We start from the raw sequence: 20,136 nt of genomic DNA, 5'->3' as shown, positions 1-20,136 counted from the left end.
TAATCATCGGCACTTTGTTTTTGGTAATGCGTTTTAGTGACAGTGACAGGAGCCAGTGAGAAATGGGGCATTTCAGATCGTCGGATACAGCTGTTATGTAAGCAGAGCAGGATGATAGGCGCATATCGGCTCAGCTGGACATGGGCTATTCCAGAGGATGCCGTAAAACCTGTTGATGGACGAACGAAATCCGAACGAAATAAATCTTAAAACTACAGGGAAAATACAGATTGCTGTGTTATCTTTTTTACGGAGGTATACATTTATGGATATACGAATACTGCTTGTCGAGGACGATGAGCATATTTGCAATACAGTAAAAGTCTTTTTATCTGGAGCGGGATATAAGGTGGATGCCTGTTTTAACGGGGATGAAGCGCATAGCAAGTTTTATGATAATACCTATCAGCTTGTCATTCTTGATATCTTGTTGCCGGGAATGAACGGTCATGAGCTTTTAAGGGAGTTCCGTAAGCTGAATAATACGCCGGTTCTGATGATGACCGCTCTTTCCGATGATGAGAATCAAATCAGAGCATTTGATGCGGAAGCGGATGATTATGTGACTAAGCCGTTCAAGATTCAGCTATTGCTGAAACGTGTGGAGGCGCTGCTCCGTCGCAGCGGTGCGGTGGCAAAGGAACTTCACTATGGCAAGCTGACACTTTTGCCGGAAGATTTCAAGGTTTTTTATGACGACGAAGAATTACTTTTGACCCTTAAAGAGTTTGAAATCTTAATGCTACTGGTGCAAAACAATGGCAGAACACTATCTCATGAAGTTATTTTGTCCCGCATATGGGGCTACGATTTTGACGGTGATGGTAGCACCGTGCATACTCACATTAAAAACCTACGGGCGAAGCTACCGGATAATATCATCAAAACAGTACGCGGGGTGGGCTACCGATTGGAGGAAACTTCATGAAAAAGAATGGGATATTTATTAAGATTTTTGCCTATACGATAGTTGCTATGCTGTTGATTGTTTTCGTAACTGCCACATTGTTTTCAGGTCAATTCTTAACACTGTACAGAGCAGTTGAAAGGGAACAAATATTAGTGTCCTATCAGCCTTTGGTCAATAGAGTAAAAAATAGTAATTATAATGATATTCCCGCAGCAGCGCAAAGGTTTCGTGACAACAACCAATCATTTGAGTTTTGCATTATAGATGATAATGGCGGCGTGATTTACGCTACGCCGGGTGCTGATACCTCGGATAATTTCAATGGTGACTTTTACTATGTGGTGCATAATGATAAAGCCCGTGGCTATTCTGTCGTCGCCCAGACCAGACCGGGCTTAACTGCCTTTTACAATGAAATAATTGTGCGGGCATTGGTCGCGTTTGCCATTGTACTCGCCCTCTGCCTTGTGTGCGCGTATGTTTTTGCACGTCAGATAACCAACCCCATCAAGCGATTGGCGGATGACGCCGGGAAAATGGCAAGGCTTGAAGATGTACCGCAAAGCCTACCTATACGCCGGGATGAATTAGGCGATTTGTCGCGTGACATTCACTCTATGTACGATAAGTTGAAAGATACCATTTCCCGGTTAGAAAATGAAATCTTGCGGGTAAGGGAAATGGAGGAAGCACAGCGATATTTCTTTTCGGCGGCTTCACATGAGCTAAAAACGCCTATCGCGGCAACAAGTATCTTGCTGGAGGGTATGCTCGAAAATGTAGGTGATTACAAAGATCATCCCAAATATCTGCGCGAATGCGTGAAGATGATGGACGCGCAGGACGATGTGATTTCCGAGATACTGGAGATTGTCAACCTGAGCGATGGGAAAATCTCTCAGGATCTTGAAAAACTGAAACTTCGGCAAATAGTGGCTGACATACTGCCTGACTTTCAGATATTAGCTGAAGCAAACGGTCAGTGTATTGTTATGGACATTCCTGACGAACAAAACGGCCTTGTCGATTCTAAAATGCTTCAAAAAGCACTTTCTAATATCATTTTGAACGCAGTACAGAATACACCTACAGGCGGTGAAATTAGGATATGGAGCGAGCCTGCGGATAAACAATATCACCTTTGCATACTAAACACAGGTGCAAGGATAGACGATACAGTTCTGCCTAAGTTATTTGACCCATTCTACCGTATGGATAAAGTGCGGGGTCGGAAAAGTGGGCGTAGCGGTTTAGGCTTGACCATTGTGCGGAAAACGTTGGAAGCAATGAACATTGAATATGCTTTGGAAAACGTTCCGGATGGCGTTCTATTTTGGATGGATTTGCCAAAGGCATAAATAACACAAGGAGAAAAAATAATGAAATTAGAAAACCGAAATAAACTTACAATTACATTGTTTGTAGTATATATGCTGCTGTTGACAGGCGTCATTCTCTTCAAATTACCGTTTTATTCTTCTGAAATATCAGATGGGATACGAGTAATCAATCTGATTCCATTTCAGGGGTCTTTCGATGACAGCGGAACTATTGATTTTAGAGAAATAAGAGCTAATATATTTATTTTTATCCCTTTAGGTATATATATTTGTATGCTAAAAAGTAAATGGCCTTTTATGAAGAAAGTTCTTCCAATTGTTGCTTTGACATTGGCGTTTGAAACTATACAATTCATTTTTGCAATGGGAAGAAGCGATATTACTGATGTACTTGACAATACGCTTGGAGGGGTAATCGGCATTGGTATTTATGCATTATTGTTCAAGATTTTCCAAAACAGGACTGTTAAGGTTGTAAATATACTTGCCCTGGTAGTAACTGTTTGCGTAGTATTATATTTCGCCTATCTGTTTTATCTCAGCCATTTTGTTATGAGGCGTCTGCACCCCTGATGTTAGCAACCAAGCTTTATCACTTTGACCGACAGGATTATTCCTGCCGGTCTTTTTTAATGTTCTCCGCTACAGACAAACTACAGGGAAAATACAAATTGCTTTGCCATAATAGGAGCATGACAAACGTAAATGTCTATTTTACACCATACATAGGAGGACTACCGCAATGAAAATGAAAAAACTAATCGTACTCGCTTTAGCGCTTTTTCTCGTACTTGCCATTGCCGCTTGCAATGATAGCGGCAATACGCCAGTAGTATGTGTCAAATGAGCAATATTGGCATTACTATTTATAGTTGTGAACATGACGAAACTGATTTGTTTCTCAAATTGTCACCTCGTTTTGGAGTATTTGCTTTTCTTAGCTTAATAGTGATGTGGTGCGCCCCTTGTTAGTAGTAATTTTAATATCGCTATGGATAAATTACTTTTAGAACTTTACTTCCGAGAACGAGAATTGTGTAAAGGAGCTGTCCAAATGGAGGGCTTATTTTTTTGCTTAGCGTGATTTTTTCCAACATGCTGGCGGTACCACATTGTTATTAAGCTAGTAATTTCAAGTATCCTAAAAACGGAAACTTCATTATTTTACAGTAATTTATGAGTGTAAACTTTGATAAATTTAAGACTGAATATTTCTATAAATTCTAAATATTTTCTTTTTTGTAAAAAATGATACGTTTGATGTATGAGTTACAAAACTATTAAAGGGGGATTTTTTATGTTTAAGAAATTAGTAGTCGGAGCATTAGCAACAGGTATTGCATTAACTGGGGGGATTGGTGCAGCATCAGCTGATACAGTAAAACCTATTTCAGATAGAGTTGAAAGTATAGTTGAAAATACAAATGAAGTCGAAAGACCATTTGTACCAAATCTTTCAGATAAAAATAATCTTATTGGTGAAAAAGCAGTTGCAGCATTTGATTGGGGATATTCCGGTAGTTATAATTTTTCTACATCAATTCAAGTGAAAAAAACTGCATCTGTAGCAGATAACGAGACTATTGGAGTAGCTATTCAAAATAATAAAAATTTTAATTTTAAAGTTGTAATAAAAAGTTTATCATCAGGAAACACTGTAACCCATAATGTAACAGGAGGGCCAATGAGTGGTGGTAATTACGTTTATAATTACTTTGGTCCTATGAAAGCAGGAAACTATGTTGTAACTCTAGTAAATACAGATGGTTCATGGCACCAAGGAACTGTTTGGCTTGGATGGTAATTAATTGAATGTATTTATTTATGGTAGGAATGTTTTTCAATCCCGGAAGTGACAATAAGCAAATACAAGAGAGAATAGTTGATGCCAAAGGAGAGGAAATTGACAATTTGGCCAACTCTGAGGGTGTCATAATCGACTCTATGCACAAAATGTTGCATCAAAAAGTAATAGCTGATAAAAAGAGTGGTTTTATCGTAATGTCTCCTGAGAATATTAAAAAGCTTCGTCACTTGTTAGATCAAAGCGATAAAATAATGGAAAAAGAAAAATATGTTGAGATTTTAAATCGTTGGGAAAAAGGTGATTTTTCTCAAGCGGTTGAGGAACATGATTATATGTGGGAGCAAGCAGGTGGAGAAAGTGCGGGAAAAGCAAAAAGATTAGCTACTCCAAAAGAAGAAACAGCATATCTCAAAGAACAAAGCAAAAAAGAAGGTTCTAGTACAAAAATAGAATAAAAGGTAATAAAGTGTATAGATTCCTAATAGAAGTGTATCTTATGTTGCAAGCTCCAAAAATTGTGTTATCTACTCTATTGATATTGTTATATTTGGAGAGTAGATAGTAAAAGGGAGATTTCAAATTGAGTTCTCCCTTTTACAATTTACTTGAAAAATAACTTCCCCTTATAAGTTTCTATATAGATGCGCCCGTCGCCCTCTTCTTTTATTTCGCTATCAAAATGTTTTATCCAATCAACAATGCCTCGATCACTTTCTGTGACATTTTCTCTTACATATAGATATGAATGAATTGATTTATACAATGTATAGTTAGTTAAAAGCCTTTGACTAAGAGAAATAGGAGTCTCTGAACTTGGAGTCTCTTGAATTATATATGGAGATGGGAGAATGTTATTACTGTTAACATATGCATAATATTTAGACTGATTAATGGCCCATTTTAGCCATATGATTTGAACTATTATTATAACTATGGTGACAATTTGTTGTGTTTTTTTAAAACTTCGTTCTGGAAAAGAGTAGTAGATGAAAATCGGAATAGCAAATAAACCAACCCAAGCTACCCATTTGTCTATTGGGGCACCATTTATCCAGAAGATAATTCCTAAAGCTTTTGTAAATAAAAATAAACAAACAAGACTTGTGAAAATTATTGATAAATAGTATGTTTTGTTTTTCGTGATTTTCTCTCCAAAATATATGTTCCTAAAACGAGTATAAGAGTATTTTACAAAGTGTATATCATATAGATGTAGAGTACAAAATAGTAACTTAAATTAAATATGGCAAGCATAACGCGTTGGTAAGTTTTACTGGCTCCAGCTGAAAATAAAACGCCTATAAGTGGTGCAAATAATCCAATCTTCCAAAATATATTTGCTGAGCCACCTATTTCTAATGTATCTTCATTTACTATAGTTAAAAGAGCGTAAGGTACACAAGCTAAAGATAATATAGCCCACTTGTTCAAAGTGTCACCTCCCTTTCGTTGTTTTAATATAAATAGTAGGAAAAAGTTTTTATGATTTGGAAGTGTATCCTATATATTTGGAATATTAGGCTATAATAAGTTATTATTTGTGCTGTTCATATATCCACCCATTTTTCCCGTTTCGAAATCATATTCCAATGTTTTAGTTTCATATTCAAATTTCATTACTATTGAAACTTTAGTATTATCTTTCCATGAAATTTCATAAAGGTCTGAACTATTAACAATATTAAAATTAGCCACCCTTATTTTTGTTTTCTCTACAAGTTTGTTTTTTTCTTTAAAGTAAATTTTTATGTATTTATCATCGAAGAGATGTCCATATGAAACCCCCGTAATTTCTATGTGATTTGCTTGGTTGGATGACGTGTTTTTTACAATTGGTTTTTCGTTTTCTTGAAAAAACAGCCAATAAATAGGATATAGAATAAGTATAAAAATCATACTCATACCTAATAAAAATTTTAATATGCAACCGCCAAAATCGTGGTCTACCATTTTATCATTACTTAGCCATTGGCTCATATTAGTTTCACCACTCAACTTTAGGATAATTAGATAGAAAACTTCTAAATGATTTAAAGTATCACCTTGTTTAACCTCTTACTAAGAATAGAATGTTAACTATATTTATAAATTATTATCTTCATTTTGGAAATGATTTTTATACTTCAATTGGTTTAATTTACCACGAATTGAAACGAACCGCCAGTGTTTTCGAATGATATCTATATGTATAGATATATGTAAATGTTAGACAGGCTTCAAGTTTTAGTGCAAAACAATAGCTCAAGTATTCTACGGCATTTCAAGGCTCTAAATGAGAGAATACTTGAGCTTGGTGAATCTTATAAAGTAGGTATTTATTTTTCTTAAGTTGATACACATGAGATGTTACCTCTATAATCTTCTTTTTTTCGTTTCATAATGATTTATTATAAATAATACATGTCATAATCAAAAAAGAAGAAAAGTAAATTTGAATATCTTTTCTGTTATAAAGTTTAAAAACCTCTACATATAAGTAGAGGTTTTTAAGTTGCACATTAATGAATTATACTTTTTCAGATAAACGAAGATCATAGAATACATACTTTTAACTAGATTTATTATTAGCTAGTTTATCCCCACCACCAAGCTCCGCCTCAATCTGGGAAGTCTTCGATGACTCATCCATACGCCAATACGTAATAAAGCTGATCGCGATACATCCAGCTACGTAGAAGTAGAATAGTGACTCCATTCCGATACTCTTTAGCCATAAAGCGATGAATTCTGCTGTTCCGCCGAATATCGCAACGGTTAGTGCATACGGTAAACCTACGCCGAGTGCACGAATTTCAGTTGGGAAGAGTTCTGCTTTTACAATTGCGTTAATCGATGTGTAACCAGTAACGATGATGAGGCCGACCATCATGAGTAAGAACGCTACGATTGGTTCTGTCGTTTTTTCCATAAAGAAGAAGATTGGTGCTGTTAGTAACGTTCCGAGAATACCGAATGCCATTAATAGTGGGCGGCGTCCAATTTTATCGGATAGTAGCCCTGTAATCGGTTGAAGTACGACGAATATAAGTAGTGCGACAAAGTTAATCCAGCTTACAACTTCTTTCGGAAGACCGACTGTGTTTACCATGAATTTTTGTAAATATGTTGTGTACGTATAGAATGCAACAGTGCCTCCGAGTGTTAGACCGACTACTGTTAATACTGCTTTCGGGTGTTTCATAAGAGCGCGAACAGTTCCTGCGCTTTCACGTTTTTGTGATTTTATGTTTGAAAACTGCTCTGATTCATCCATCGTGCGGCGAAGCCATAATACAGCTACTGCGCCCATCGCTCCAATAATGAATGGAATACGCCAGCCCCAAGATTTCATATCTGGTTCGCTTAGTAATTGCTGAAGAACAATTTGAACGCCTAATGCAACCATTTGCCCCGCAACGAGCGTTACATATTGGAAGCTTGAATAAAAACCACGGCGACCACTACTAGCCATTTCAGATAAATACGTTGCGGAAGTCCCGTACTCTCCGCCAAGTGATAATCCTTGTAGTAAACGGGCAAGAACTAAAATAATTGGTGCCATAATACCGATGCTTTCGTAACTAGGTGTACAGGCGATAATGAAAGAACCACCTGCCATAACTGTAATCGAAAGCGTTAATGCTGCACGGCGTCCGTGCCGATCCGCATAGCGTCCCATTAATAAACTTCCGATAGGGCGCATTAAAAATCCAACTGCGAAAATAGCCGCTGTGTTCAATAATTGACTCGTTGGATCGCCTTTAGGAAAGAACTCTGCTGAAAAATAAACAGCAAAAGCAGAGTAAACGTACCAGTCGTACCATTCAATTAAATTGCCGACAGAACCTTTGAAAATATTGCCGGCGACTCGGTTTGATTTTACTTGAGCCATACTAATTCCTCCTCGTGCTTATAAATAAAATGATAATTATGAAAGCGTGTTCATTATAGTTGAATTGTACTGTTTGTAGAATGAAATCTCAATATTATGACAATTTTATTCTTTTTGTACTTTATGTACATGGAGAGCTTTAATAGTTGCTTCATTTTTGGTTTTGTCATAATAATAGAAAAAGGAGATTGATAGTTTTGAATATTTTATCAAAGGATATGAAGTATGAAGAAATCACGCAAAGTGTCATTACAAACGAAAATAGTAAGCTTAATTATCGCGTTAATTTTATTTGTCGTTCTCCTATTAGCCGGAATATTTGTTTACATTCAGTCCGTTGATACGAAGCGCCAAGTAGAACAGTTAGCACTGCAAACGGCTAAGTCGCTTTCATTTATGCCTGCTATAAAAGAAGCTTTTCAAAATAACGAGCATAAAAGTACGATCCAATCCATTGCGGAACAAGTTCGTGAGCAAGCTGGTGCAGATTATATCATTATAGAAGATCGTTATGGAGTTATGTATTCGCATTCTAATTCGGAGTTAATTGGTACCAAGAGTAACAATCCATATAACTATGAAGCACTCACTTTTGGTGGTTATTATACGCTTGAAGGAAATGGTGAAAGTGGTCCAGCTTTAATGGCGAAAGCACCCATTATTGTTCATAACGGAGATTACGATCAAGTAGTAGGCGTTGTGACAGTAGAGTTTTTAATAAAAGGTATTGAATCTAATATACTGAGCAGAACGAAAGAAATTATACTCTTTTCCTTAGCTGTATTAGTAGCGGGCATTGTTGGTGGCATTCTTTTAGCACGTAGCATTCGTAAAGATACACTCGGTTTAGAGCCGAATGAAATTGCAGCGCTATACCGGGAACGAAGTGCAATACTACTATCTATAAAAGAAGGAATTATCGCCATTGATCAAAATGGTTTTATTACGATGATGAACACTTCGGCAGAAGAAATGCTACATGTAAATGGTGATTATATGCAGCAGCACATTTCAAAAGTTTTACCGGAATTTCATATGGAGAGAGTACTAGAAAACGATCAAGAAATCGCATTTCAAGATAAAGTGTTTATTTTAAACATGACACCGATACTCGAAAATAAAAGTACGGTAGGCGTTGTATGTAGTTTTAGAGATAAAACAGAACTGCAAAAGCTTGTGAATACAATATCTGAGGTAAGAAAATATTCAGAGGACTTACGTGCTCAAACGCATGAATTTACAAATAAGCTTTTCGTCTTATCGGGATTATTGCAATTAGGGCATTACAAAGAAGCGATTGAATTTATCCAACAAGAATCTAACATTCATCAAAGCCAAAACCATATTTTATTCCATCAAATTCACGATGCGAAAGTACAAGCTATTTTATTAGGAAAAATCGGAACAGCGTCTGAGAAGAAAATTGATTTTCATATTGAAGGAGATAGTGCGCTTCATCCGTTACCAGACCATATAAAAGTTTCGCACCTTATTACGATTCTTGGAAACATAATCGACAATGCATTTGATGCGGTGAGTGAACGAGAGGAAAAGAGTGTTTCCTTCTTCATTACGGATATTGGACACGATATTGTGTTTGAAGTGATAGATAGCGGGATAGGGATACCGGAAGAAAAAATAACGGCCATTTTTCAAAAAGGATTTTCAACGAAAGGAAACAATCGTGGTTACGGACTAGCAAACGTGAAAGAAATGGTAGATGTACTAGAAGGAACAATTGAAATTCAAAACGAGAAAAATGGGGGAGCTATTTTTACAATTTACCTTCCAAAAACATTGAGAGAAAGTACATGACAAACAGGGGGATGGGCATATGTTGAAGGTTGCAATTGCAGAAGATGATTTCCGTGTCGCGCAAATTCAGGAAGAGTTTTTATCAAAAATTAAGGATGTAAAAGTGATGGGAAAAGCGTTGAACGCAAAAGAAACAATGGAACTGCTACAAAGGGAAGAAATCGATTTACTCCTATTAGATAACTATTTGCCAGATGGAATCGGAACAGACTTATTGCCGAAAATCCATGCTGACTTTCCAAACGTTGACGTCATTATGGTAACAGCGGCGAATGAAAACCATATGTTAGAAAAAGCAATTCGAAATGGCGTAAGCAACTACCTTATAAAACCGGTCACGTTAGAAAAATTTGTTCGCACAATTGAAGAGTATAAAAGAAAGAAGCAACTATTACATAGTAACAATGAAGTAAATCAAGCACTCATCGATAACTTCTTCGGCATTTCACAAACACAAGACATAAAAAACTTACCGACAGGTGTCGATCCGCTAACATTGCAAAAAGTGAAAGGAATTATAAAAGGATTCGACGAGGGCATTACAATAGAAGAAATGGGAGAACAAATGGGAGCCTCCAGAACAACCGCGAGAAGATACTTGGAATATTTAGTAGCGACCGGCGAATGTACAGTAGAATACACATACGGCATTATCGGACGACCAGAGCGAAAGTACCGAATAGGACGAGGACTATGAAAAAACGATTATTACTATGTATATGGATTATGACAGGAGTAATAGCTGGTTGTTCTTCGGAAAAAACTCAAACGAATACAGTAAACATAAACAAAGTAGAAATCGTTGCGCCAAACGTCCAAGGAGCCGGATGGGACTTAACAGCACGAGCGATGCAAAAAACGCTCACGGAAGAAAAAATTTTCACAAAACCAATCACTGTCACAAATAAAGTAGGCGGCAGCGGTGATGTCGGATGGAAATATACGAAACAAAAAGGCGGTCACGTACTGGCGATTAACTCAAGCTTACTCATAACGAACAACCTACTAGGCCACAGTAAACTAACATATAAAGACTTCACGCCGCTCGCGCTACTAGCATCAGACTGGGAAGTCGTTGTCGTATCAAAAGACTCAAACATAGAAAACGCAAACGAACTAATGGAACAACTAAAACAAAACAAGAAAAACTTCAACATCGGAGTTGCCCCAGGCTTAGGAAACGACGATCACCTATCATTCGTACAAGTAAGCAAAGCATTCGGCATAAACCCAGCCGAACTACAATTCTTCGTCTACGAAAACAAAGAAAAAATCATAAACGCCCTAACGAACAAACAAATAAACGCCGCAACCATGACCCTATCCGAAGCCGAAAAACAATACAAAGCCGGCAAAATAAAAATACTAGCCGTATCCGCACCAAAACGACTAGACCGACTACCAGAAATCCCAACATGGAAAGAACAAGGAATCAACGTCATATTCCAGCACTGGAAAGGAATTATGGGCCCGAAGGATATGACGGAGGAAGAGGTTGCTTATTGGGATGGTGTGATTAAGAGGATGGTTGAGAGTGATAGTTGGAAGGAGATTTTGAGGGAACGGGGTTGGGAGGATTTTTATAAGGGAAGTGGGGAGAGTAGGGGGTTTTTGGAGGAGAGTAGTGGGTGGTATGGGGGGATGGTTAAGTTTAGTGAGTAATGCATGTTTATTTGTAAGAAATAGGATATGTGACATAAATAATGCCACGTTATAAGTTATAATTCGTTTATAAAGATTTAATGAAATTGAAGAGAGTGAATTCAAAAATTTATATACGGCGGGTGTGAGAAATGGATTATAATTTTGAGATTTTATCGCTTTTAGATGATTCGATGGAGTTTGAGAAGTTACATAGTAAGTTTAATCGTTTTAATCCCTTTAAAATATTAAAGGTGGATAAGTTTGAGATTAGGCATTCTAATATGATTGCTTGGTTGCTTGATCCTGCGGAGAATCATCATTTAAGTTCTATGTTTGTAAATAAGTTGCTTTCTAAAACGTTTGTGAAAGCGGAGAATGAGGAATTAATCAGTCAATATAATTTTATTAAATTACATAAGCAGTCTCTTCAAGATTTGGAGGTTTTCCGTGAAGTACAGACGGAAAATAATAAAAGAATTGATATTTTAGCAGTATCAGAGTCGCAAAAGGTTGCTATTTTAATTGAAAATAAATATAAGTCATCTGAATCAGATGGACAATTACAAAATTATATCAATTTTGTTAGTGAGAAATATGAAGGGTATACGATTATTCCAATCTTTTTAAGTTTAGATGGTAGTGCGCCGAGTCATACGTCGTATCTTACGTTAGATTATGGTGATATTTTAAATATCTTGAAAGCACAATTGGAGATTTATAGTGAGTATACGTCTAGTACGATTAAAGATTTCATTTCCTACTATATTGATATATTAGAGGGAGAACTAGTTCGTGATGAGGAAGATATTGAACTAGCGTTAACGGTGTATAAAAACCATAAAGCTGCTGTTGATTTTCTATGTTTAAATGGTAACGGAAAAGTGGTTGGAAAGTTTGTTAGTAAAGAGTTGCAAAGAGCTGTGAAGAAATTGGATGATGAAGTGAAAGAGGATCTTCGTAAAATTTATAAGAAGTATTCCGAAACACTTCGTTTTATACATAAAGCTGGTAATAGTGTAATGAGAGAGGCGTTCTTACAGTTTGTAGAACAAAATCAAATCCCAAATAGTTGTTATAAGGAACATATCCGCGTTCCATCATTCATTTTTGAAGAGTGGAGACAACTTGATGAGATTGTTGGTGTTCCGAAAGGTGAATGGTGGTTACGTAATGCTCTTATTACTTGGTTTGAGCGAGAACCAGATGGCCGTATGAAGCTTACGATTGAAGTAGGTCCGTTAGAACAATATGAGAATCGATTAAAGTTATTATGTAAGTTAGAAGAGAATGGTGTAACGATTAAAGAGAAAGCGAAAGAAAATGGAGCAAAGTTTACGAGAATTTACACAGTATATATGGATGTTAAAGATTGGGCGGATCAAGATGAGATTCTTCAAGTGATGAATAACATTTATAACAATGCAGATTTTAATCAAGTTGTTTCCGCGATAGATGATACGATAGCTAGCTTTATAAATGGAGAAGACGACGATGTGACTGAAGAACGTAATCAAACAGAAGAAAATGTTTTATCTAATGCATTCCAAGTATTTACTAAACAACATCAACTTCAAGAAGGTCTTTATAAAATGAGCAGTAAAAAACCGTCATTTATTATGCCAGAGTTCCGCTTACTGGAAGAACAATTTGGCATACCTAAACGGAAGTGGTGGTTAAACAACTGTGCGATTATGTGGTTTGAACGTTTGACAGGCAATAGATTGAAACTGACCTTAGAAATTGGTCCACTCGAGTCACAAAAGAGAGTTTCGCTATTAACAACATTAGAAAGTAAAGGCAAAAAAATAAGTGCAGCAGCGAAGAAACCCGGAACATTGTATTCAAAAATTTATACGAACACATACAATATTAGCAATTGGTCAGATGAAGTCATGGTGATACATGCTATGAACGAGTTATTCAATGATACGAAATGTCAAAATGTGATTCAAATGTTAACGGAAATCGCTGAAGAGGGCGTTCATATTTAAAAAGGATTGCCAAGTGCAGAGGGATGTACTTGGCATTTGTTTTCATGTAATAAAGGAGAGTATTCACTAATGAAATTAGCAAAAACACAGTTACAACAATTTATATCAAAACAATTGGAGCTTTTTAAGTTGAAAGAATTAGATGTCGAATTCGCAGTACGAGGGCTGGATTTTGATCCGAACATGTTTATTCGTGCGGGAGAAATGGGGTTAGAAATAGGATTTCATAGAATAGTGTGGAACAGTCCATGTAGACCAGACATGACAAAATTTACGCATCATATATTGTTATGGGAACACCTAGATGAGCTAAGTAACAGTGAGAAATTGGTGGAAATTAAAGAGAGTATTATCATGGTAGCTGAGTTCAGAAAAAGGCGGTATCAGCAGTGTAAGTTTTGTGATAAAAGGACTTTGCCAGAACATCTTTTTGAGGATGGTGTCTGTCAGGGATGTGCTACTGTGCATTTTGGGGTGTTGTATTAATATTATAAGGGAATATATAGAAAGAATGTAAAATATGCTTCTATTCTTTTATACTTGAATGAGGATGGATGAATAGAAACGAGGAATGATATGAGTAAATTAAGTAACTGTCTATATATGATTGAGCTCCTACATGCCAGAGGGAAAATGAGAATTAGTGAACTGGCAGAGATATTAGAAGTAAAAGAGCGGATGGTCCGCATTTATCGTGATGATATTGAAATGGCTGGTATTAAAATTGAAACAACGAAAGGCAGATACGGTGGCTATTCTCTTTCAAATACATCGTTATTTCCTATTAAAAATATGTCCCAACAAGAGCTAGATGCGTTAACATTTTCTATTCAAAAACTAGTTTCAAAAGGTAATGACATTTATTCACGAGACGCACAAGTAGCATTAGATAAATTGAATGCTGTTCGGAAAGTGGAAACGAATAAAGATCGTCATATTTATTTTGTGCAAAGATCGAAGCCAAATTATGCGTTTTCTAATGAAAATCAAAAATATGTACAACTGCAAGAAGCTTTATTTACAAGAAGCAAGGTGAAAATACAGTATGAGAAACGGTCTGGTGAAAGATCAGAACGAATTATCGATCCATACGGCTTTGTACACTACAACGAATTCTTTTATTGCCTAGCCCTATGTAATGATAAAAAGGAAAAACGTATGTTTAAACTATCTCGAATAAAAGATATTAGAACTTTGTATGATACATATGAAATACCTGCTAATTTCGATATTAGGGAAGAATTTCCGAAATTCGGCATTATGAAAGAACCATTAGAAGTAGAGTTACTCATCTATCCACCATTCGCCGTATCCGTGCCAGAATCCATTTGGGGAGAAAATCAAAAGATAGAACATAATGATGATGGCAGCATCTTTTTCCGAGCGACGATGAGTGGAAAAGAGTCGATTAAGAAGTGGATTTTGGGGATGGGTGCTTCGGTTAGGGTGTTGGAGCCTAAGGACTTGAGGGAAGAGGTTGTTGAGGAGGGGAGGAAGTTGTTGGAGATGTATGGTTCTATTGATTTGTAAAATTTCATGGCTTTTAGTCCGTAAGTTTTAATAGTTAGTCATTGTTTAGGTGGCTAACTGAGTATCAGATTATTATTCTAAATTAGGTTAAATGATAAATTATGGACTAGTAGAACTATGTTAAATATAAATATGAAGGATATACATATAGGAAAGCAATTTATAAAATTTGTCTGTAATTAATAGAAAAATAGCACATATATAGAAGAATTATGTAATATAAAAATATGTTCCTATTTTTTCCTTATACCAAAATGGAAATTTAAAATGTAAGAAGGAGAAATGTGCTGAAATGAAAAAATTAAATTCTCATCTTGAACGTAGAACAGAATTAATTGCTGATCTTGAAAAAATTTTAATCGGACCTATAGAAGAGCATGAAGTATTAAGTAGTAAAAAAACGCCTATGGCACTCTATTTAACAGGTAAGTTAGTTCCTTTTGGATCAACAGTTGAAGTTGTAAATGAAGAAGAATATGATGTTCAAACAAATGAGTTGTTAGATACAGAGAATGTGGATGAGTTAATTGCAAACCGAAATCCGTTTCGAGCTTCATCTATGGGATTTAGTTTTCGAATGAGTCAATTAGTTCCTATTAATATTAAGATTTCATGGGGAATGTATGGTGAAAATCATGTGCGAAAACCTATTATGGTTACGCTTGATAATATTATTCCAGAAAATAGAGAGTGGCAATTAGAGGAACCGGGAGTTCTCCGATGTAAGGTAAAAGAAAGAGATGGAGTATATCATGTTAGTTTTTATTTGTTAAATGGGTATAAACGTGATTCTTATCCACTTCAAAATGAGATCATGTTTCAAACAAAGCTTGCCGTAGAAGTTAAAGAGGAATCGATAGCGAAGTTTAGTTCACGAGCAGACCAATGGAATTTGGAAGATGAATTATTGTACCGTCATGTAAATGAATATGCTATCGGTCATGGTGTTGGTATAGGTTATAGTTTCAGTGAAGGGAAATGTTTATTAGAAACTACATGGTTACCAACTGCAGAAGTTCCGATTGTCGAGCATAGGGAGATAAAAGAGTTAACAACTTCTATGGTTAAACTGGCTGAGATGTCAGCAGAAGAATTACAAACTAATTTATATAAATTAGTTTATTCGTATAGGGTGTGGGTAAAAGAGCAAGTAGATAAATTCGAAGGGATTCCTAGTCATTTACATAGTGTAGTGAATAATAATATATCTAAAGTTAGCCAAATCATTGAAAGAATTGAGAATGGTATTTTATCGGTAGTATCAAATGAAAAAAAATTAAAAGCATTTAGATTTATGAATAGAGTAATAGCGATTCAACAAGCTCAATCTAAAGTGGCACTAAAATATCGATCCAAAAGTGAAAGAGTTGAGCCTGTTTATAATGGTAAGTGGAGACTTTTTCAGTTGGCGTTTATTTTAATGAATATTGATGGGATTAGTAATCCCGAACATAAAGATCGTGATTTGGTTGACTTGCTATGGTTTCCAACGGGTGGAGGGAAAACTGAAGCGTATTTAGGAGTAGCAGCTTTCTTAATGGGGTTGAGAAGGTTAAATGGTGTAGCGCATCAACGTGAAACATATGCAGGAGTAACTGTTTTGATGAGATATACACTAAGATTACTAACTACCCAACAATTTCAACGTGCTACTGCAATGGTTTGCGCAGCGGAGTTTTTACGTCAAAAGGATCCTGTATTATGGGGATTAGAGCCTTTTTCAATTGGGTTATGGATTGGCCAAGCTTCAACACCAAATAAAATTGAAGAAGCAAAGGAAAAGTTACAACAAATTATTGATGGGAATGAAGTGACTGAGGCAAATCCAGTGCAGTTAGAAAATTGTCCTTGGTGTGGTTCTAGTTTATCCGCACACGATTATCACTTTGAAGATCATAGACAGAGAATTACTTGTAGTCACTCAGAATGTTATTACGCTAGTAATGGGGGCATTCCAGCCTATACTGTAGATGAAGTTATATACAATCATGTGCCTACAATCTTAATTGGTACAGTAGACAAAATTGCGCAGATTGCTTGGAATAAACGTTTTTGTGAGTTGTTTGGTTGGAAAACACACTATAGTCCTATTGAAGGGTTTGTAAATGATATAGATTATAAGGGTTATCATTTAATTAATAAGCAACGGATTTATACAGACAAAATAGATGGTTTAATACCACCTGAATTAATAATACAAGATGAACTGCATTTAATTAGTGGACCATTAGGCTCCCTAACGGGACTGTATGAATTAGCAATTGATTATTTATGTCAATACAATGGAAAATGTCCTAAAATTATTGCTTCAACAGCAACGATTCGTGGAGCACAAGAACAAGTTAAACGCCTGTATGGTAGAGAAGTGTCTCAATTTCCTTTATCGGTAACGGATGTGCGTGATAATTATTTCTCTTATCAAGTTCCTATAGAAGAAAAACCTGGTCGTTCTTATTTAGGTGTTTGTGCACCAGGTGTGAGTGGGGCAATTCATACGGTACACGTTTACGCTGCATTACTCTCTATCATTCGCAACTTGGAGGAAAAGGATGATTCTATTGACCCATATTGGACTGTTCTTGGTTACTTTAATACAGTAAAAGAATTATCTGGTACATCAACGAAGTTAAAAGACGAAATCCCGATTCGTTTGAAATTACTAAGTGATCGGAGTAAAATGGTCAACCCATTAATTACGGAAGAATTAACTTCGAGAAAAAAAGCGGCGGAAATCCCACAAGTGTTAGGTGCGATTGAACGTAAATATGATGAGAATGGATTAGATGTAGTATTAGCAACTAATATGATTTCTGTTGGAGTAGATGTGAATCGATTGGGGCTAATGGTCATGCACAGTCAGCCGAAAACGGCCTCTGAATATATTCAGGCTACGAGTCGTGTTGGTCGTAGCTATCCAGGTTTAGTTGTTACTTTATTTAATTCGATGAGATCAAGAGATTTATCACATTTTGAACGTTTCAATGCATTTCATCAGGCGATGTATCGTTATGTTGAACCGACAAGTGTAACTTCCTTTGCAAGTGGTAGCCTTGAAAGAGGATTAACTGGTCTTGTAGTCGGAATGATTCGACAAACCGATTATACATTGCGTAAAGAAAATGGTGCGGTGGAGTTTAGGCAAAACAGCATAACTGATGAAATTCTAGAATTTATTATAAAACGAGCGGTATCTACAAGTGAAGTAGAACTAAATGATATAAAAAAAGAGATAGAGAAAATCTATTCGTGGTGGGAAAATAGGGCGATTTCTGAAGAGAAATTAAGTTACCGACAAAACGTTAAACAAGGAAGGACAAGGCATATTTTAAAAAATTTCAAAGAAAGAACAAATTATCAATATGCAAAACCTACATTAAATTCATTACGAAATGTTGAAGGTGAAATTAAAATTGTGGAGGTGAGAAATTATGAGTAAGCAGGAAATAGGTAAATTGCGTCCTTCTCAGTTATTACACTATCATGGACCTGGTGCTATTGTTGATTTAATAGAGGATAGTGTAGTTATCTCTGCAGCGGATGAGTGGTCAATCCCAAGAGAAAATCGTTATCAAGAGCCAAGAATAGAGAGAATGTTAAATATTGATTATATTAAGTTGATTAGTGAGGAAGAAGATCGTATAAAAGTTGGAGCGAGATCGTTTCCGCGATGGAGAATATGTCCGTCTTGTGGGATGATGGATTCGTTTGCAAGTAAAGAGTGTTTTTATTGTAAGAAAAATGAAGATAAAAGTGTTAAATTGTACCCGTCCCGTTTTATTCTCGTTTGTGAAAAAGGACATTTAAGTGATTTTCCTTGGATTGATTGGGTGCATAATGGTAAAAAATGTTCTAGTGATAAATCAGTTTTGAAATATAAAACGAAAGGTTCTGCTGGTTCATTATCGGATATTGTTGTTTCATGTGTAAAATGCGGTGAACAGAATAGTCTTGCTCAAATTATGAAAACGGAGGAAATTGAAAAATATGTTCCTCAATGTACTGGTGAGCGCCCTTGGTTAAATGATAAAGAAGAGTGCTCGGAAAGTATGAAAACAAGTTTGCGTGGAGCTTCCAATATTTATACACCAATTATTACAAGCGTTCTTTCAATTCCTTTAACAGCTTCGTCTGGTGATGAAATCATGTTTATTGTTGATAGCAAAAGGGATGTAATTGCAAACTTACTAGAAATGCAGAACTATGATGACAATGCAAAAAAGACGTTGATTTGTTCAGTTTTAGGTAGACCAGAAAGTGACTATGAAAGGATCATGAATTATTATCTAAATGAGGAGACAGTAAATTACGATTCAATACGTAAACAAGAATGGTTAACATTAATTTCTGGTGGTATTAATGACCAAGAAGAAACAGGTTTTGTTAGTAAACAAGTTGCCATACATGAGGAAATGTCTACATATATTAATTCGATTGTTCGTGTAGACCGATTACGTGAAGTAAGAGTGCTAAATGGATTTACACGCTTGAACTATCCAGATCCATTTTTTGAAGAAGCTCTAGATGCACTTCCTATTATGAAAGAAAGACAAAATTGGTTACCTGGTGTTTTAGTACATGGTGAAGGAATATTTTTTGAATTTAATCCTAAAGTGATTTACAAATGGCAAGCAAATCAAAAGGTACAGCAGCAACTTAATAAAATCATTAATAAATATAACATAATGCGAGAAGAGCTTGGTTATAGTAGTCGAGATTTAGCACCAAAGGATATTCTGATTCACACATTTTCACACATGTTAATCAAGGAGTTTGCAGCACATTCGGGATATTCCTCAACATCTTTAAGAGAGAGATTATATTGTGGTCCTGATATGATGGGAGTATTAATTTATACAGCATCTTCTGATTCAGAAGGCAGTTTGGGTGGTTTGATTGAACTATCTAAGCCAGAAAAATTGTACCCGATTTTTATAAGAGCATTGGAACGTTTTGAGTATTGTTCATCAGATCCTCATTGTTCTGATGGTGATTTTGAATTGCAGACTTCTATTAACGGCGCTGCTTGTCATGCATGTTCTTATGTTTCTGAAACATCATGTGAATGGAATAATCATCTATTAGATCGTCGTACGACAGTTCCACTGTTAGGATTTGAAGATATGACACTTTTTAAATGAAAATCCCATTTTTAGGAAGGGTTTCATTGCTGTTTTTCATTGTTAATATATTTAAGTTATATTACTATATTTTATATAAAGAAATTTAAA

The 20,136-nt window shown here is 35.9% G+C and carries 18 protein-coding genes; 14 read left to right on the top strand and 4 right to left on the bottom strand.

The annotated features are described in order from the left end of the window. Nucleotides 1-265 precede the first annotated feature (265 nt). The 3 genes from PDQ40_RS23560 to PDQ40_RS23550 are packed head-to-tail and all read left to right on the top strand — an operon-like array spanning nt 266 to nt 2,823. A complete protein-coding gene (locus PDQ40_RS23560; protein ID WP_076855685.1) occupies nt 266-928 on the top strand; it encodes a response regulator transcription factor in 663 nt (220 codons plus the stop codon). Continuing rightward, nucleotides 925-2,268 carry a sensor histidine kinase gene (locus PDQ40_RS23555; RefSeq protein ID WP_113732465.1) on the top strand — a complete coding sequence of 448 codons (1,344 nt, stop codon included), beginning with the start codon at nt 925-927 and terminating at the stop codon, nt 2,266-2,268. Before PDQ40_RS23560 ends, PDQ40_RS23555 begins: the two co-directional genes overlap by 4 nt. 21 nt (nt 2,269-2,289) lie before the next feature. Further along, nucleotides 2,290-2,823 carry a VanZ family protein gene (locus tag PDQ40_RS23550; RefSeq protein ID WP_076855687.1) on the top strand — a complete coding sequence of 178 codons (534 nt, stop codon included), beginning with the start codon at nt 2,290-2,292 and terminating at the stop codon, nt 2,821-2,823. Nucleotides 2,824-2,964: 141 nt separating this feature from the next. On the opposite strand, the gene PDQ40_RS23545 is transcribed toward PDQ40_RS23550, so the two are convergent. Beyond that, nucleotides 2,965-3,132, bottom strand: a complete 168-nt coding sequence (locus PDQ40_RS23545) for a hypothetical protein (RefSeq protein ID WP_181365361.1) — start codon at nt 3,130-3,132, stop codon at nt 2,965-2,967. A 415-nt stretch (nt 3,133-3,547) separates the two neighbouring features. On the opposite strand from PDQ40_RS23545, the gene PDQ40_RS23540 reads away from it, so the two are divergent. From PDQ40_RS23540 to PDQ40_RS23530, 3 genes are all read left to right on the top strand, one after another. Then, nucleotides 3,548-4,054, top strand: coding sequence for a hypothetical protein (locus PDQ40_RS23540; protein WP_103141931.1), 507 nt, complete (start codon nt 3,548-3,550; stop codon nt 4,052-4,054). Nucleotides 4,055-4,062: 8 nt separating this feature from the next. Further along, nucleotides 4,063-4,512 (top strand): DUF6241 domain-containing protein, encoded by a 450-nt coding sequence (locus PDQ40_RS23535; RefSeq protein ID WP_076855688.1) that lies wholly within the window; start codon nt 4,063-4,065, stop codon nt 4,510-4,512. Nucleotides 4,513-5,043: 531 nt separating this feature from the next. Continuing rightward, on the top strand, nt 5,044-5,181 hold the full coding sequence (locus PDQ40_RS23530; protein ID WP_270691682.1) for a hypothetical protein: 138 nt from the start codon (nt 5,044-5,046) through the stop codon (nt 5,179-5,181). A gap of 64 nt (nt 5,182-5,245) precedes the next feature. On the opposite strand, the gene PDQ40_RS23525 is transcribed toward PDQ40_RS23530, so the two are convergent. The 3 genes from PDQ40_RS23525 to PDQ40_RS23515 form a co-directional block, all read right to left on the bottom strand. Beyond that, nucleotides 5,246-5,488: a hypothetical protein gene (locus PDQ40_RS23525; RefSeq protein WP_001045660.1), complete on the bottom strand. Its 243-nt coding sequence runs from the start codon at nt 5,486-5,488 to the stop codon at nt 5,246-5,248. Between the two features lie 90 nt (nt 5,489-5,578). Beyond that, nucleotides 5,579-6,034, bottom strand: coding sequence for a hypothetical protein (locus PDQ40_RS23520; RefSeq protein ID WP_257808795.1), 456 nt, complete (start codon nt 6,032-6,034; stop codon nt 5,579-5,581). Between the two features lie 571 nt (nt 6,035-6,605). Further along, nucleotides 6,606-7,928 (bottom strand): MFS transporter, encoded by a 1,323-nt coding sequence (locus PDQ40_RS23515; RefSeq protein WP_270691681.1) that lies wholly within the window; start codon nt 7,926-7,928, stop codon nt 6,606-6,608. Nucleotides 7,929-8,153: 225 nt separating this feature from the next. Between PDQ40_RS23515 and PDQ40_RS23510 the strand changes: the two genes are divergently transcribed. The 8 genes from PDQ40_RS23510 to drmB all read left to right on the top strand — a co-directional run bounded on the left by PDQ40_RS23510 (nt 8,154) and on the right by drmB (nt 20,046). Next, the gene (locus PDQ40_RS23510) at nt 8,154-9,743 is read left to right on the top strand and encodes an ATP-binding protein (RefSeq protein WP_270691680.1); all 1,590 of its coding nucleotides are present in this window, start codon (nt 8,154-8,156) and stop codon (nt 9,741-9,743) included. A gap of 19 nt (nt 9,744-9,762) precedes the next feature. After that, on the top strand, nt 9,763-10,440 hold the full coding sequence (locus PDQ40_RS23505; RefSeq protein ID WP_270691679.1) for a response regulator: 678 nt from the start codon (nt 9,763-9,765) through the stop codon (nt 10,438-10,440). Continuing rightward, on the top strand, nt 10,437-11,405 hold the full coding sequence (locus tag PDQ40_RS23500; RefSeq protein ID WP_270691678.1) for a tripartite tricarboxylate transporter substrate-binding protein: 969 nt from the start codon (nt 10,437-10,439) through the stop codon (nt 11,403-11,405). Before PDQ40_RS23505 ends, PDQ40_RS23500 begins: the two co-directional genes overlap by 4 nt. 131 nt (nt 11,406-11,536) lie before the next feature. Continuing rightward, on the top strand, nt 11,537-13,378 hold the full coding sequence (locus PDQ40_RS23495) for a PDDEXK-like family protein (protein WP_270691677.1): 1,842 nt from the start codon (nt 11,537-11,539) through the stop codon (nt 13,376-13,378). Between the two features lie 69 nt (nt 13,379-13,447). After that, nucleotides 13,448-13,864, top strand: a complete 417-nt coding sequence (locus tag PDQ40_RS23490) for a hypothetical protein (protein ID WP_270691676.1) — start codon at nt 13,448-13,450, stop codon at nt 13,862-13,864. A gap of 90 nt (nt 13,865-13,954) precedes the next feature. Next, entirely contained in the window at nt 13,955-14,908 is a 954-nt protein-coding gene (locus PDQ40_RS23485) for a helix-turn-helix transcriptional regulator (RefSeq protein WP_270691675.1), read from the top strand. Nucleotides 14,909-15,200: 292 nt separating this feature from the next. Further along, nucleotides 15,201-18,344 carry a DISARM system helicase DrmA gene (gene drmA, locus PDQ40_RS23480; RefSeq protein ID WP_270691674.1) on the top strand — a complete coding sequence of 1,048 codons (3,144 nt, stop codon included), beginning with the start codon at nt 15,201-15,203 and terminating at the stop codon, nt 18,342-18,344. Beyond that, nucleotides 18,337-20,046, top strand: coding sequence for a DUF1998 domain-containing protein (drmB, locus tag PDQ40_RS23475; protein ID WP_270691673.1), 1,710 nt, complete (start codon nt 18,337-18,339; stop codon nt 20,044-20,046). The genes drmA and drmB overlap by 8 nt, the downstream gene beginning before the upstream one ends. Nucleotides 20,047-20,136 lie beyond the last annotated feature (90 nt).

The sequence above is a fragment of the Bacillus cereus group sp. Bc061 genome (genome assembly GCF_027715825.1).
GTDB classification, from domain to species: domain Bacteria; phylum Bacillota; class Bacilli; order Bacillales; family Bacillaceae_G; genus Bacillus_A; species Bacillus_A paranthracis.
The sequence above is the reverse complement of the archived record's forward strand: the minus strand, read 5'-3'. Positions and strand labels throughout refer to the sequence as shown.